The organism is Dyadobacter sp. HNCC25DJ183 (assembly GCF_056895175.1).
Map to the genome: position 1 here is coordinate 199738 of NZ_JBXHAP010000005.1, position 15910 is coordinate 215647.

At 47.3% G+C, this 15910-nt stretch carries 12 protein-coding genes; 3 read left to right on the top strand and 9 right to left on the bottom strand.

What is annotated here, in order from left to right; genetic code table 11:
• Positions 1–23: 23 nt before the first annotated feature.
• On the top strand, positions 24–449 hold the full coding sequence (locus AC1XTG_RS14200; protein WP_056290966.1) for a (deoxy)nucleoside triphosphate pyrophosphohydrolase: 426 nt from the start codon (positions 24–26) through the stop codon (positions 447–449).
• Here AC1XTG_RS14200 and AC1XTG_RS14205 read toward each other — a convergent pair.
• A complete protein-coding gene (locus tag AC1XTG_RS14205) occupies positions 432–1793 on the bottom strand; it encodes a dihydroorotase (RefSeq protein WP_484842430.1) in 1362 nt (453 codons plus the stop codon). The genes AC1XTG_RS14200 and AC1XTG_RS14205 overlap by 18 nt on opposite strands.
• 70 nt (positions 1794–1863) lie before the next feature.
• Here AC1XTG_RS14205 and AC1XTG_RS14210 point away from each other — a divergent pair, with 70 nt between their 5' ends.
• Positions 1864–2553: a ComF family protein gene (locus tag AC1XTG_RS14210; RefSeq protein ID WP_484842431.1), complete on the top strand. Its 690-nt coding sequence runs from the start codon at positions 1864–1866 to the stop codon at positions 2551–2553.
• Between the two features lie 54 nt (positions 2554–2607).
• Here the strand turns inward: AC1XTG_RS14210 and gldJ are convergent, their stop codons facing one another.
• Entirely contained in the window at positions 2608–3873 is a 1266-nt protein-coding gene (gene gldJ, locus AC1XTG_RS14215; protein WP_484842432.1) for a gliding motility lipoprotein GldJ, read from the bottom strand.
• Between the two features lie 96 nt (positions 3874–3969).
• Positions 3970–7317, bottom strand: a complete 3348-nt coding sequence (gene mfd, locus AC1XTG_RS14220; RefSeq protein ID WP_484842433.1) for a transcription-repair coupling factor — start codon at positions 7315–7317, stop codon at positions 3970–3972.
• A 215-nt stretch (positions 7318–7532) separates the two neighbouring features.
• Here mfd and pnuC point away from each other — a divergent pair, with 215 nt between their 5' ends.
• Positions 7533–8177, top strand: coding sequence for a nicotinamide riboside transporter PnuC (pnuC, locus tag AC1XTG_RS14225; RefSeq protein ID WP_484842434.1), 645 nt, complete (start codon positions 7533–7535; stop codon positions 8175–8177).
• Positions 8178–8224: 47 nt separating this feature from the next.
• Here the strand turns inward: pnuC and AC1XTG_RS14230 are convergent, their stop codons facing one another.
• The 6 genes from AC1XTG_RS14230 to AC1XTG_RS14255 all read right to left on the bottom strand — a co-directional run bounded on the left by AC1XTG_RS14230 (position 8225) and on the right by AC1XTG_RS14255 (position 15883).
• Positions 8225–8665, bottom strand: a complete 441-nt coding sequence (locus AC1XTG_RS14230; protein ID WP_056290977.1) for a barstar family protein — start codon at positions 8663–8665, stop codon at positions 8225–8227.
• A gap of 2 nt (positions 8666–8667) precedes the next feature.
• On the bottom strand, positions 8668–9591 hold the full coding sequence (locus AC1XTG_RS14235; protein ID WP_056290979.1) for a sugar phosphate isomerase/epimerase family protein: 924 nt from the start codon (positions 9589–9591) through the stop codon (positions 8668–8670).
• A 1-nt stretch (position 9592) separates the two neighbouring features.
• Positions 9593–11086, bottom strand: coding sequence for a c-type cytochrome domain-containing protein (locus AC1XTG_RS14240; RefSeq protein WP_056290981.1), 1494 nt, complete (start codon positions 11084–11086; stop codon positions 9593–9595).
• Between the two features lie 44 nt (positions 11087–11130).
• The gene (gene rhaM, locus AC1XTG_RS14245; protein ID WP_056290982.1) at positions 11131–11454 is read right to left on the bottom strand and encodes an L-rhamnose mutarotase; all 324 of its coding nucleotides are present in this window, start codon (positions 11452–11454) and stop codon (positions 11131–11133) included.
• 13 nt (positions 11455–11467) lie between these two features.
• Complete coding sequence (locus tag AC1XTG_RS14250; protein WP_056290984.1) at positions 11468–12943, bottom strand: DUF1501 domain-containing protein; 1476 nt, start codon at positions 12941–12943, stop codon at positions 11468–11470.
• A gap of 183 nt (positions 12944–13126) precedes the next feature.
• Entirely contained in the window at positions 13127–15883 is a 2757-nt protein-coding gene (locus tag AC1XTG_RS14255; protein ID WP_484842435.1) for a DUF1553 domain-containing protein, read from the bottom strand.
• Positions 15884–15910: the final 27 nt, after the last annotated feature.

The following is a 15910-nucleotide window of genomic DNA, read 5'->3' on the forward strand; positions in this document are numbered from 1 at the left end:
CGGTAAATTTACTAACCGCCTCTATGATTGAAGTGCTCGTTCCGGAAAAATTGGTTGTGAGAGTGCCCTGTGCAGTGATTGAACACGAAGGAAAGATATTGGCGGGCCAACGCAATGCTGCGCTTTCATTCCCTTTGAAGTGGGAGTTTCCAGGTGGTAAAGTTGAACAAAACGAATCCGACGAAGAGGCGCTTGTACGCGAAATCCGTGAGGAACTGAATGTCGAAATTGACATTTTATACAAGCTGCCGGTTACTTCAAAAGATCAGGGCTGGCGCGAAATCATCCTGGTACCCTTTGTTTGTAATCTTCAAACCACCCAGATAACCCTCACAGAACACGAACAGATCGTTTGGCTCAAAGCCGAAGAGTTACCTACTCTCGATTGGACCGAAGCCGACCTGAATGTAATCCAAAGCTACTTCAATTACCTAGCGGTTAAAGAGTAACCGTTCTCCTTTTACTTCTTCGTTAAATTTCCCGTTTTCATAAACCAGGTGCCCCGACACAAATGTGTGGGTAACCAGCGAGCCAAACTGCATTCCTTCGAATGGCGACCAGCCGCATTTAGCATAAATATTTTCAGGCTCAACCAGGGTTGTTGCATTCGTGTCTACCAGGATCAGATCTGCCTTATATCCCTCACGCACATAGCCGCGGTCTTTGATCTGGAAACAATCCGCCACCGCGTGGCTCATTTTCTCAACTACGCGCTCAATGGAAATCTTGCCTGCTGCGCTCAGTTCGAGCATTACATTCAGGGTATGCTGTACTAATGGAAGTCCGGATGGTGCCTGCCAGTAAGGCTGGGCTTTTTCTTCAATGGTATGCGGCGCATGGTCAGTAGCAATTACATCAATCCTGTTGTCCAATACCGCCTGCAAAATTGCCTCTTTGTGATGTGGTGCCTTAATAGCCGGATTACATTTGATCTTGTTGCCCAGTGTATGATAATCTTCTGCGTCGAACCACAAGTGATGCACGCATGCTTCGGCGGTTACCAGTTTCAATTCTCCATCAGGCAGCCAGATCCTTCCGTCCCGCCGGATACCGATCTCAAAAAGTGGCACTTCATCGCCGGTCGAGATATGCAGAATGTGCAGCCGCGTTTTATGTTGGTGAGCCAGTGAGGTAGCAAATGAAGAAGATTTCAGGCAGGCTTCTTCGTTCCGGATCAAAGCGTGAATATTGTAGGGAACATGCTCTCCATACTTTTCTTTAAACAGCTCCATCCGGTGACGTACAGTCGGTTCATCTTCGCAATGCGTTGCTATAATACAGGGTGCATTCGCAAAAATCTTCTCTAAAACTTCAGGGGCATCCACGAGCATATTACCGGTGGAAGAGCCCATGAATATTTTAATCCCACAAACCTGCGTCGGATCTGTTTTCATCACTTCGTCATAATTGTCGTTCGAAGCGCCCATGAAAAAGGAGTAGTTCGCGAGTGAAGTCTGGGACGCGATCTGGTACTTATCTGCCAGCAATTGCTGTGTCAGCGTGTTCGGTACCGTATTCGGCATTTCCATGAAGGAAGTAACCCCGCCGGCGACTGCGGCCTTTGATTCTGTGTAAATGTTCGCTTTGTGGGTAAGTCCCGGTTCCCTGAAATGAACCTGATCGTCGATCACACCCGGCATCAGGTACTGGCCACGTGCGTCGATAACCTTGTCTGCGGGAATGTGCTGCAGATCTTTTCCTACACTTTTAATGTGACCATTTTGAATTAATACGTCTAATTCCTGAACCGTATTTTCATTTACTACGCGTGCATTAACTATCAATGTTGTCATATCAGTGTAAGAATTTCTTTCCAAAGTTATTTAGTCAGATCAAATAACCCCATCTCAGATCAAAAAATAGATGCTAAATCAATTTTTCAGGGACTTACTGGATCTTATTTTCCCACGCTGCTGTGCAGGTTGTGACAAGCCGCTAATCGGATCCGAACAAACTTTGTGTACGATCTGCCGCATTTCCCTTCCCAGAATCGGAGCACAGGGTTTGCAGAAAGAGGTTCTTCAAAACAAGTTTGTCAATGAGCCGGCAGTGGTTTTTACGCATTCATTTTTACTTTTTACCAAAAAAGGGAAAGTCCAGAAACTGTTACATGCACTCAAATACCGGGGAAACCAGGAGGTAGGGCTAGTATTGGGAGAAATGTTCGGACAAGAGATGAAGGATTTCGAGCAGCTATCCGGTGTAGACCTCATCATCAGTGTGCCGCTTCATGCCCGTAAAAGGAAATCCCGCGGCTATAACCAGAGCGATTTGTTGGCGGAAGGCTTTTCCAGAGCGACCGACATTCCGTGGTCAGCCTCTGCATTGAAGCGTTTAAAGTTTACAGAAACACAAACAGGAAAGAACAAGATCGAACGCAGGGATAATGTAAAAGGGGTATTTGAAGCGGATAAGAACCTGCAAGTTGCGAAGGTTATCATCATCGACGATGTACTTACGACGGGCGCGACACTGGAAGAATGTGTACAAACACTTACCAATGCGGGTTGCCGGGAGTTTGTAATACTAACCATTGCATTGGCGCAGCATTAAGCAAAAAAGCCGCTACCTGATGAGGTAGCGGCTTTTTTGCATTCAATTTAAATCTTATTCTTTGTGGCTGCCGGTCGCGATCATCGCGCAACGGAAACCAACCATTGCAGTTGCAGAATCCTGATCCATGTAACGGCGTGTTCCGGGAGATAACCAGTAAGCAACGTCTGACCACGAACCACCTTTGTAAACTCTCAGCTTATCATCAACAAGTGAGTTGTAGTTTTTAGTATCGTATCTTTTCGCTTCATCCTGGTAACCGTCACGACGGAAGGAGTTCAAATCGTTCACGTCAGAGTTTGACAATGGACGGTAAACGTCATAAACCCATTCGCTTACGTTACCTGCCATATCGTACAATCCATTGTCGTTTGCAGGATATGAACGAATTTCTTGCGTAATAATAGCACCGTCATTTGACTTACCTGCGATACCCGCGTAATCACCAGGACCACGTTTGAAGTTGGCAAGCATAGTTCCCTGTTTACGGCCGCGAGGCTGGCGCATTGTTGAACCATCCCATGGGTAAATTCTTGAATTCGACTGGTTTTCGTCAGAATACTGAGTACCGATCATCGCCATCGCCGCATATTCAAATTCCGCTTCTGTTGGTAGACGGTAAGGCGGCATTACGTAACCACTTTCAATTCTGAGTTGTGGAGCTGGTGCTGCTTCGGCAGTTGCAACTGTTTCGCCCTCAGCTTTTTTCTTCTTACCAAAAGAGAATCCCTTTTTCTTCTTGCCACCTGCTGCTGCTGCGCCTGCTGTGTTGTTAGCCTGGCTCACTGCCGCTGTACGCCAAGCACAGTAATCATTTGCCTGAACCCATGAAACACCAACTACCGGATAAAGACGGAAGCCAGGGTGACGAAGGTACATGGTTACATAAGAGTCGTTGAATGACAGCTCATTAAACCAAACATTTGTATCAGGTAAAGCTTTTGTGTAAAATTCTTCTGATGAATCTCTTTGAACTGCATTTAAGTATTCGAGATAGTGGACGTTAGCCACTTCTGTCTGGTCCATATAGAAAGATTGGATACTGACAGTTCTTTTCGGGTTATCCCTTCTTGTCATTACATCCTCTTCCAGAGAACCCATCGTAAAGCGGCCGCCTTCAATGTAAACGAGGTCGGGGCCAGCGGGTAGCGCTTTGTACTGCTTTACTTCAAAACCATCTTTGCCATTATAAGCCAATCCTGTTTTCGAACTTGTCTTACCGGGCTTTAAGCTGGTAGGTCTCTTGTTCTTACTACATGAAGTAGCCGCTAACAACACAATCAACATCAACGCGATTGACCGGGTACCCATCTTTTGCATGCAAATCATTGCTTAAAGTGACTTAATAGTTTGGCTTTTTATAGTATGCGAAACCGCAAATTTATGAAATGAAACGAAAATATTTTTAAAAATCAATCAGCGGGTCATCTCCGCAAGTACATTCCTCGCCTGATCTATACTTTGTACATCTTCGCAGATCAGAATCAGCTTGCCTTTCTGGTCCTTTAATGAGATCTTCTGAGGATGTTTTTTAATGTAATCGATCACCTGTCCGAACCGGGCTAACTGAAAGAATTCGTCATTCTGCGAAGTAACGAAGTATCCTTTCATTGTATTGCTCTTCAAAGTCAGTTTTTCGAGGTGCAAAGTCTCTGCTTCCCAGCGCAAACGAACGGTTTTTAACAAATCCTGAACTTCCTTTGGAATCGGTCCGAAACGGTCCAGTATCTCCTGTTCAAATTTCGAAAGTTCGTCTTCTGTTCCGATGTTGTCGAGGCGGGTATATAACGACAGTCTTTCTGAAATATTTTTAACATAACCGTCGGGAATCAAAGTCGCAAAATCGGTTTCGATCTGCGTATCCGGTACCAGCTTTTTAGGCAGTCCCAATGCATTTGCAAACAGGTCTTTAAACTCGTTATTTTTCAATTCCTGAACTGCTTCGTCGAGCATTTTGTGGTAAAGCTCATAGCCGAGATCATTTACAAAACCGCTCTGCTCTGCACCAAGCAGGTTACCCGCCCCACGAATATCCAGGTCGCGCATCGCAACCTTGAAGCCGTCGCCCAGATCCGAGAATTCTTCCAGCGTCTGCAAACGTTTACGCGAATCGCTGGCCAGTGTCGAAGCATTTGGTGTAAGCAAATAGCAGAATGCCTTCCGGTTAGATCGTCCTACCCGGCCGCGCATCTGGTGCAGGTCCGAAAGTCCGAACATATGCGCAGAGTTGATAATGATGGTGTTTGCATTGGCAATGTCAATCCCGGATTCAATGATGTTGGTTGAAACCAGCACGTCATATTCCCCTTCTATAAAGCCCACCATCACTTTTTCAAGCTTGTCGCCGTCCATTTGTCCGTGTGCTACTCCAATTCTTACATCGGGAACAAGCCTCAGGATAATATTCGCAATTGACTCAATGTCATTTACACGGTTATGTACAAAAAAGACCTGACCGCCGCGGTTTACCTCGAAGCTGATCGCATCACGGATAAACTCTTCGCTGAAAGTATGTATTTCGGTAGTTACCGGCTGTCTGTTTGGCGGTGGAGTGGCGATAACAGAAAGGTCACGCGCTCCCATTAACGAAAAGTGCAGCGTTCTTGGGATCGGCGTAGCCGTAAGTGTCAGCACGTCCACATTGACGCGCATTTCCTTCAAGCGATCTTTGGCTTTCACACCAAACTTCTGCTCTTCGTCGATAACCAGCAGACCCAGGTCCTTGAATTTTACATCTTTATTCAAAATCCGGTGCGTACCGATCAGGATATCAATTTTACCTTCCTCGGCTTCTTTCAATGTTTCCTTGATCTGTTTGGGACTCTTGAAACGATTGATATACCCAACCCGCGCCGGGAAATCTGACAAACGCTCGCTGAATGTTTTATAGTGCTGCATCGCCAGAATGGTAGTTGGTACCAGTACGGCAACCTGCTTGCTGTCACAAACTGCCTTAAATGCAGCGCGGATTGCGATTTCAGTTTTACCAAAACCAACATCACCGCATACCAGCCTGTCCATCGGATGCGCCTTTTCCATATCCTCTTTCACATTCGAAGTTGCAGTCGCCTGATCGGGCGTATCCTCATACAAAAAGGAAGATTCGAGCTCCGCCTGCATATAGTTGTCTGGCGAATATTGAAAACCAGGAGCTTGCCGGCGCTTTGCGTACAATGCAATAAGCTCGTGCGCAATATCTTTAAGCTGCTTTTTAACTTTCGATTTTTTCGCCTCCCATTCACCAGAACCCAGCTTGCTCATGGAAGGAGGGTTACCTTCCTTTCCAGTGTATTTGGCGATTTTGTGAAGGTTATGCACACTTACATATAGCAAATCATTGTCCCGGTAAATGAGCCGGATCGCCTCCTGTTGCGTTCCATTTACATCTTTACGCTCCAAACCTGCAAACCGGCCGATACCATAATCCACGTGCGTAACGAAATCGCCGGGTTGAAGGGATTTGAGTTCTTTTAAAGTGATTGCTTTCGACTTGGAGAACTTATCCTTTAAACGGTATTTATGAAAACGTGCAAAAATCTGGTGATCGGTGTAACAGGCAACTTTTACATTTTCGTCTATAAAACCTTCCCGCAGCGAAATATGCATGGGTTGAAACTTGACAAATGGGTCAAGGTCTTCAAAAATGCGTTCAAGCCGGTCCAGTTGCTTCGGTTGCTCGGCTACGATTACATTTACAAACCCTTTACTCTGGTTTTCAGACAAATCGTCGAGTAACCTTTTGAAATCTTTGTTAAACGAAGGCTGCGGCTTAGAAGAATAGGGGATTTTAACCTCTGTTTTAAAATAAAACTTCCGGCCAAACTCGACGGTCTTGTACTTCTTCACCTGAGCAAGAAACCCGCGCCTTGTTTCAAACAGTGCCTGCGGGTTGGAAACGATCTGAACACCGCCGCCGGTAGCGTCTTGCAGTGCTTTTTCAGCTTTTTCAAAGCATTTCTCGATTACTTCCAGCGTCAGCTCCGCATCTTTGAACCAAATAGTGGTTTCCCCGGAAAAGAAATTCAAAAAGGACTCTCTTGTTTCGTGAGACAGTCTTTGCTGAATGTCCGGTACAATGTTGATCTGCTTCGAACTTTCAATGGAAAGCTGCGTATCGGGGTCGAAAGAACGGATACTTTCAACCTCGTCGCCAAAAAGCTCGATACGGAACGGATGTTCGTTGGCAAATGAAAATACGTCGATAATACCTCCGCGCACAGAAAACTGTCCTGCCTCAAAAACGAAATCGGTTATTTCAAATCCGTAGCTCGTCAAAAATTCGGTAAGGAACGAAGGGTCCAGCTTTTCGCCGACTTTCACCGAGAATGTGTTCGCGATCAGCGAGCGTTTGTTGATAACTTTCTCAAACAGCGCCTCCGGATAAGTCACAACCTGAATGGGGGTAGACCGGCCCGTATTAAGCTTGTTCAGGATTTCGCCCCGCATCAGCACATTGGCATTGTCCACCTCTTCGTAATGGTAAGGCCGTTTGTAGGATGTGGGGTAGAAAAGTACTTCAGAGCCAGCCAGCAGGTTTTGCAGGTCGTTCTGAAAATAAGCAGCCTCGTCACGGTCGCTTAATATATAGAGTGCCGGACTTTTTTTGCGTTGCTGTACTGCCGCAGATACCACTGCGTCCAGGCTTCCAACAAGTCCTTTGATTTGGATATGGGAGGATTCCGGGCTCTTTGAACCGATCTGCTCCATCAACAGATTCATGTATCCGTCGCCCCCGTATAGTGTTAATAAGTCCTTAACTTCCAAGTATTTTCAAATTAATCGCGGCTGTTGCCGACTGTGAATTTAAACGCAAAAAGCCGTTTCGGGGATTTTCCCGACCGGCAAGCTTCATAACACCAGCTTCGGAAATTTCGTTTGCAGTTGTTCGTGACTACAAAAATAAGACCAAAGGTCTGAGCTTACAAGTTACCGTTTCGTTAAGAGCCCTGGCATTTCGTGTCTATATTCGCATATTCTCCATGCATTTCAGGTGTATCAATGCGATAAAAATGATCGACTGGCTCAACAAAATGGTATCCCTCGGGATATTTGTAACCACACCTCTGGAAATCCTTGGCTTTGTGACTGGTGCGATCTGTGTTTATCTCAACACCCGGCAGAATGTACTCGGCTGGTTTTTTGGGATCATCAATGCCGTTTTATATGCCGCTGTTTTCTGGCAGGTAAGATTGTATGCCGATATGGGCTTGCAGGGTTACTACTTTCTTACAAGCATTTACGGCTGGTGGATGTGGAAGTTCGGGGGAGTTGACCGGAACGAGTTACAGGTAACCTTTACCCCACGCAGGCTGTACCCAATTTTTGCTATTATCTTCATCATTGCCACCATTTCCTGGGGATTTTTACTCGAAAAATTCACCAATGCAAGTTTTACCTATGTTGATTCTGCATTGACAGTTGCGAGCCTGATCGGGCAATGGATGATGGCGAGAAAGTACCTGGAAAACTGGCTGGTGTGGATAGCCGCAGATGCCTGTTATGTGATTATGTACTTCTACAAATTCCTGAACCTTACCGCATTACTCTACTTCGTCTTTCTTATACTGGCGATGATGGGATATGCGAAGTGGCGGAGGAGTGTTTTGGAAAATGGAAGATCTTAGGGCAAAGGTGTCAATTAATTGACAACCAATGCCAATAATTCCCCTGTCTAAATTTCCCCAAATGGTATCTCCTGCTCTTCCAGCAGCGCTTTAATGCGGTCGGATTCCTGGAAAACAATTCGTAATTCCTTTTTTTCAACGCCTTCTTCATCGTCAAGCCACTTCCAGTCTTCGGCAGTAGCGTCGAGTATGTCGATAACAGTAAGGATTTTGTCCCGTGATTTTTCTTTCGACAGCCACTCAGCCGAGCTGCTGATGTAAATGATGATTTGCTTTGAACCAATCCACGAAAGGTCATTCAGCATTTCGTCCAGATCTTCCAGGCTGGTACCCTCGTAATCAGGAAACTGCAAAGCTTCTGCGAGTTGGGCATTAAAATCTTTGAAAGAGAGCGCTCTTGTCCCGTCGATATGGGCTATCACTGCCGCGTGGAAGGTTTTCTGGACTTCCGTTTCGTCCGCTGCAACCAGAAAGTGTGTGTTCTTCATACCTATTTTAAATATCGTTTTCTGAATAAATGCATCATATGCACATTAATAGCCCATTGATCCGCGATCGGCTGGTGTGTAAAAGGAACTGTGGGCAGATAATTAGGCGGACCGAACTCTGTCAGAACAGTCAACGTTTCGCCGCTTTTTATTTTTTGTTCCACCACCGCATCCCACCACGCTAAATGCGCCTTCACAGCCGCTTCCCACTCCGGTGCCCGCGGATCATTTACCTGCGGTCCCTCCTCGTGCCCGATGCGCGAGTGAATGTGTCCGGTGCGGGATAATGCGAGTTTAACAGTTTCCTGTTGATCCTGCAACAAACTTTCATGCACATTACACCAATGTGAAATATCCAGTGTCAATCGCAATTCGGGATTTTTCTCCATAAACTCCCTCGCAATATGCGCAGCGAAAAGCATTCTGCCTCTATGCGTTTCGTGGTAAATGGGAATGCCCGTTTTGGCAGTTGCAGCAGTAGTATGGTCTATAAAAGCCTTGTTTTGTTCATAAGTGAAAAAATCCTTTCCGCTGTGGCAGTTGATATAAAGGGGTTTTTGCTCATACTCCGTGGTCGCTGCATTGATCTGCCTTTTGAATATATCCAGATGAGCGGCGTACTCTTTCTCCGCCGAGCCGCACAGGAAACCCACATCCAGACTGTACTTTTTCAAAGCTGTAAAAAGGTCTTTTTGCTTTTCTTTAGTACCAGGCCACCAGATTTCCAGTCCATCATAACCTTCTTTTTTGATCGCTGCGCAAAAAGCGTCCGTATTTCCAACAAAGCCCCAATTGGTGCCAAAAATTTTGAGTGAAAGTTTATTATCAAACTGAAATGGCGCTTTTTCTGCATCTGAGATCGCCTCAAAGCCTGTTAAAACTCCTGCGGTGGCAATGGCACTGCTCATAAATTTCCGACGGTTCATGTTATTGTTTTTTGACTTCTTCTTTGCCGGTCGAATCACCAGCTTTTAAAAACTGCGCTACCGCCGCCTCATTGAATCCATTTACCACCATTAAATTGGGATTTTCTCTCCCCGTCTGGCTCACGGCACTGTCCGTCACTGCCGACTGCCAGACGTAAACTGACTTTACAGATTTCATCCCGGCAATCATTTTCAAACCCGCGTCACCTACTTTGGTATCTACAATATTGACGTATTCGAGGTAAGGGAGCGGCTTTAATGCAGCTATACCTTTGTCGGTAACCGAGGTATGTTCGAGATGTAGCTTGCTGAGGTTAGGAAATTTGGCAATCTGCTGAACCCCGGCGTCGGTGATTTGGGTACCGCCCAGTTTCAGCCAGGTGATTTGTTGAGCTACCGGTTGCAGAAGCTCCATTTGTTTGTCGCTGAACGCAGGCAGGTTCACCGCGCTTATTTCGAGTAAGTTCTGGTCTTGCGACAAAGTGTTTACAATCAGTCCGGTTTTCCGGAGATTTTCGATCGCCTGCTCATTTGCTTTAGGCACTTTCAGGCTAAGTACTGCAGATCCCTGCGCCTGACTCGCCCCCGCCGGAGCCTCCTTGCCCAATGACGCCAATGCAGGTTTAACTGCCTCGGACACGGTAAGCTGTGCTACTTTCTTGTCTGCCGATGCACCCTGGTCGATCCACCAGGAAAGCAATGCGATCTGGTCAGTCGTGAGCTGCGGCTTGCCTTTGGGCGGCATGTGATCGTCATCATTTTCGGGTAAAAGGCACCGCCTGATCATATCACTTTCAGCGCCTTTGCCAGCCACCAAAGCCGGCCCGCCTTCCCCGCCTTTCATCAGCAATGCAAGCTGGTCCATTCGCAAATCGCCCTTGCTCTTGCTCGCGCTGTGGCATTGCACACATTTCGCTTCCAAAATGGGTTGTACAATGTCGGTGTATACAACAGCCTGCTGCACATCTGCAATCGGTTTGATTTCAGTACTTTTTTCTTGCAAGGGCGGCAAGCCTGCAAGTCCGCGGAATGGTTCGGGAGTATACTGCGTCAGGTAACCTGCGCCGTGCGTAAGCGAGCCGCCGTCGTGCCCGGCGCTCAGTGTCAGGATCGTAGCTATCAAAATAGCGGGCAGGTAGATCATCTTTCCCGAAGGTACCGCTTTTGATAGCCGGTCGGACTTGACGAGCCAGGCTGCCCAGGCAAAAATCGCGACACCGATTCCTTTCCACATGTGGTTGTTCAGCAAATCCACGTCATAACCGCCGCTTAGGGAGAGGAGATAACCCGCAATGCAGGCGATGGTGGCGGTAACAGCAGACCAAAACAGGATGAAAACGACAGTACCCTCGCTCACATTGACCTTACCCCATCGCCGACCAATTTCAAGGACAGCGGCAATCAATAAAAAACCGATAGGGAAGTGGACGATCGCCGGGTGGAACCTGCCAATGAAGGTAACCCACGACGAATCCTGAAGTAGAATGTAGTGCATTTATAAAGGGTTTAGTATCAATCCTGATGCTGCGTATAACCGGCTTATTGGAGCCTGAAAACCTCGGGCAATGCAAATACCTGAGGGGAATTGTCTCCATTTACATCCATGATATCTGCCATATAGTCCCACCATTTTTTCATAATCGGCAATGCGGCCAGTCCGGAGGTAGTATCACCTTCTTTCAACTTCTGAAAAGCAAAGAGGGCCAATGTTTTTTCGTCAAGAAATATATAGTATTCCAACAATCCGGCATTTTTCAAAAGTGCTGTAAGCTCCGGCCAGATTTCATCGTGGCGCTTTTTATATTCTTTTTCAAAACCCGGTTTTAGCTGCATCCGGAAAGCCTTAATCGTTGTATTTTCCATTATATCAAAAAACCTAAGCGATAACTTCTTTAACTACTTTTCCTTCCGTATCAGTAAGCCGGAAGTTCCTGCCCTGAAAAGGATAGGTGAATTTTTCGTGGTCAAAACCCATTAAATGCAGGATAGTAGCTTGCAGATCGTGTACGTGGACCCTGCCTTTTGTACCATAATAACCCAGCTCGTCTGTTTCCCCGTGCGAAAAGCCCTGCTTCACACCGCCGCCCGCCATCCACATTGTGAATGCATCCAGATGATGGTCGCGACCCATAAACGGCATTACCAGCCCATTCCGGTTTTCCTGCATTGGTGTGCGGCCAAACTCCGCGCCCCAGATGATCAGCGTTTCTTCCAAAAGGCCGCGCATCTTTAAATCTTTGATCAATGCGGCTACCGGCTGATCAGATTCCCTGCATTTCTGGCGCAAGCCTCCTTCCACGTTATGGTCTTTCGAGGTACCGTGCCCGTCCCAGCCCCAGTCAAACAGCTGAACAAAGCGGACATCGTTTTCAACCAGCTTTCTTGCAAGAAGACAGTTCATTGCAAAAGTACCCTCGCCGGGCTTTACCCCGTACATATCCAGTATAAATTGCGGTTCCTTGGAAACATCCATCACTTCCGGTACTGACATCTGCATCCGGAAGGCCATTTCATACTGGCTAATCCGCGTCAGGATCTCAGGATCTTTTACTTCTTCGTAAGTCTGTTTGTTAATCTCGTTGATCGCCTCAATGGTCTGCTTGCGCATATCGCGGTTCATTCCGCTTGGGTCACTCACATATAAAACGGGATCTCCGCCTGTGCGACATTGTACACCCTGGTATACAGAAGGTAAAAAGCCGCTTCCGTAAACACTTTTACCCGCGTCAGGCTGCTGCCCACCCGAAGCCAGTACAATAAACCCCGGCAGGTTTTGATTTTCAGATCCTAATCCATAAACCGACCACGCTCCCAAACTGGGCCGGCCGAGCCGTGCGCTGCCGGTATGCATTAAAAGCTGGGCAGGGGCATGGTTGAACTGATCGGTATGCATTGCTTTGAGAAAGGTAATCTCATCAGCGACGGTCTGCAGGTAAGGTACATAGTCGGACATCCAGGCGCCAGACTGTCCATATTGCGCAAAATGTCCCTGCGGACCCAGCATTTTTGGAACCCCCTGGATAAAGGCAAACTTCTTTCCTTCCAGGAATTCGGCGGGACAATCTTTTCCGTGGTATTTGAGCAGTTCGGGTTTATAGTCAAAAAGCTCCAGCTGAGAGGGCGCGCCTGCCATGTGAATGTAAATCACGCGCTTCGCCTTGGGTGCAAACTGTGGGATTCGTGCCTTTGCAGCTTCGTCCGGCCGCGTGTTTGCTGCATTGGATGGGCCGCAGGAATCCAGCATTGTTCCCAATCCCAATGCGCCCAGCCCAAACCCGACCGACTGCAAGAAGTGCCTGCGGGTTTGATGCAGCAAAGAAGCATGTTGCAATTCTTTTATCAGCTTTTCCATCTTAATCTTTTAATCCCCGGGCTGAAGCCCGGGGCAATGGATTTTTTGTTGTCCTGTTTTGGGATTTTCGGGCTGTGCCCTGAATCCTAAAATCTATTTCCGTTGACTTCAGTCAACGGAAACCGGAAAATCGCCCGGAAAATCGCCCGGAAAATCGCCCGGAAAATCGCCCGGAAAATCGCCTTACTCTTTAGTGATTACATTATCCAGATTCAGCATCACATTCGCGGAAATGGTCAATGCAGCCAGCTCAGGTGTTCTTTCTTTCCCGTAGGCCAGAATACTGCCGGCGTTTACCGGCTTTGTTTTATAAGCATTCAATGCCTGCTTGTACACCTTTACAAGTACATCGAGGTTTTTCTGTTCAATGGGCTGGAATGTCAGCATCCGATAACCTTCTGCGAGCTGTTGTTCGGGTGTTTTGCCTCTCTTCTGCATTTTACCCGCCAGACTTTCCGCTGCTTCCAGGTACACAGGGTCGTTGAGGGTAACCAGCGCCTGTAAAGGAGTATTGGTCAAAATCCGTCTAGATTGACAAAACTCACGACTTGGTGCATCAAATGTAACCATCGACGGATAAGGCGCGGTCCGCTTCCAATAGGTATACACGCCGCGACGGTACTTGTCCTCGCCTTCACTCAGCACCCACTTCTCGCCGCTGTAAGGCGACTGCCAGATCTTGTCGGGCTGAGGCGGCATTACACCGGGACCGTACATTTTGTCTGATATCAGACCGCTGCACGCCAGTGCCTGGTCGCGCACCTGTTCCGCACTGAGGCGGATGCGTGGCCCGCGCGAGATCCAGATATTATAAGGATCTTTTTCAAGCTTGTCTTCATCGGTTTTGGAGCTTTGCCGGTAGGTCGACGACATAACAATCGTTTTCAGCAGCTTTTTTATACTCCATTGATCATCTTCCATAAACTTGACCGCCAGCCAGTCAAGCAGCTCGGGATGAGTGGGCTCTGCACCCTGGGAGCCAAAGTCTTCCACAGTTTCAACAATTCCTTTTCCAAACAGCTGCTCCCAAAACCGGTTTACGATCACGCGGGAAGTCAGTGCATTGTCTCGGCTAACGATCCATTTTGCCAAACCAAGTCTGTCCCGTGGCGCGTCACCGGGTAATGGTGCCAGTAATTTCGGCACATCAGGTTTTACCTCTGCGCCCTTCACCATCCAATTTCCGCGTACAAAAACATGGGTTTTTCGCGCAAAATCCCCCTTTCCTTCCCATATCACAGGCATACTTTCCGTCTGCCGCGTCAGTACCGTCGCATAATCCGCAAGAATGTCCTTATACTCCGGTTTGTCAGTCCCCGGCAATGCTTTTTGAAATGAAATCCAGGTGATACGAACCCATTCTTCGGGCGCTTTGGGGCTTTTAAGTGTGAGATATATGTCGTGCTTACCTGATGTTTTAACAAGCGGCGCAATGATCACAGAATCTCTGACCGGCACTTTGATCTCGGAAATCACAGGTCCGTCCAGTTTGTCAAGGTGTAACGAAAGCACTGCATTCTCCGCTTTGGTGGCAATGTTCATTACTACATTATCAGCGCCGGTGAGGTTAACGTGCGAAATTCGGGCATTCCCATTGTTTTTTACACCATAATAAGAGATCGTCAGTACGGTCGACTGGTCGCCTTTTACAAAGTTATGGGCATTGATCTTCGGCTCCATTACCTTCATAAACTGCGTAACCTCCGGCAGCTGCTCCGGTTTGTTTTGCCGGATCCAGCTTTTCACCCGTTCCACACGCATTGAATCTTCTCCTTTGTAAAACCGCATCTTTGGCCATTCATCCCACACATCTTCATCACGTGTGTTGTTAAAGAACGCCATGTACTTGTAATAATCCTCGTGCGGAATCGGATCGTAAGGGTGGCTGTGGCATTGAATGCAGGCGAAAGTGGTACCCTGCCAAACTTCCCAGGTTGTATTCACGCGGTCAATTTGCGCAGCTGTACGAAACTCTTCATCATCGGTGCCGCCCTCATTGTTCGTCATTGTATTCCGGTGATAGCCGGTGGCGATCATATTGTCTTCGAGCGGGAAACCGTCCTTATCCTTTTGAAGCAAATCTCCCGCGAGCTGCTCAATGGTGAATTGGTCAAAAGGCTTATCCTGATTGAAAGATTTTACCACATAATCGCGATAGCGCCACATAGAGCGGCCGCCGTCGCTCTCGTATCCTTTTGTATCTGCGTACCGGGCCAGGTCCATCCACATGGAAGTCCAGCGCTCGCCGTAGCCAGGCGATTGGAGCAGCCGGTCAACTACCTTTTCATAAGCATTTTCAGATTTGTCATTTACAAAGTCAGCTACCTGCTTTTCGGTAGGAGGAAGGCCGGTCAGATCCAGACTTACGCGGCGGATCAACGTGGCGCGGTCGGCTTCTGGCGATACTTGAAGATCTTTGCTTTTTAACTTGTCGAGGATAAAATGGTCAATTTCATTGGTCGCCCACTTTTTGTCACCGGTGTTCAGCAAGCCGAACAAATTACTAAAACTGTTGAGGGAAGGTACTTCCGGTTTTTCTATCTTTTTGTAAGACCAGTGCGTTTCCCATTCTGCACCCTCATTGATCCATTTTTTAAGAATATCGACTTCCTGTTCATTTAGCGGCGTGCCGTTTTTAGGCATTTTTTCATCCGGATCGTCGCTTAATATCCTTCGGATCATCTCACTCGCGTCCGCGTCGCCCCTCACCACTGGTATCTTGCCTGATTTACCAGGTTCCAGCATTTCATGCTCAAACAGGAAACTCACATCACCTGCCTTTTTTACACCTCCGTGACAGCCCATGCAATGCTTATTCAGGATAGGCTTTACGTCGGTATTATAGTCTACCGCAGAGGAACCCGAGCCCGAAAGCCAGAAAAAGGAAGATATAACAACGATCAGAGCTCCCGCGCCAATAAATATTTTGTTACTCACCATCCTTTGACTATTCTGTTTGTTCTAAAC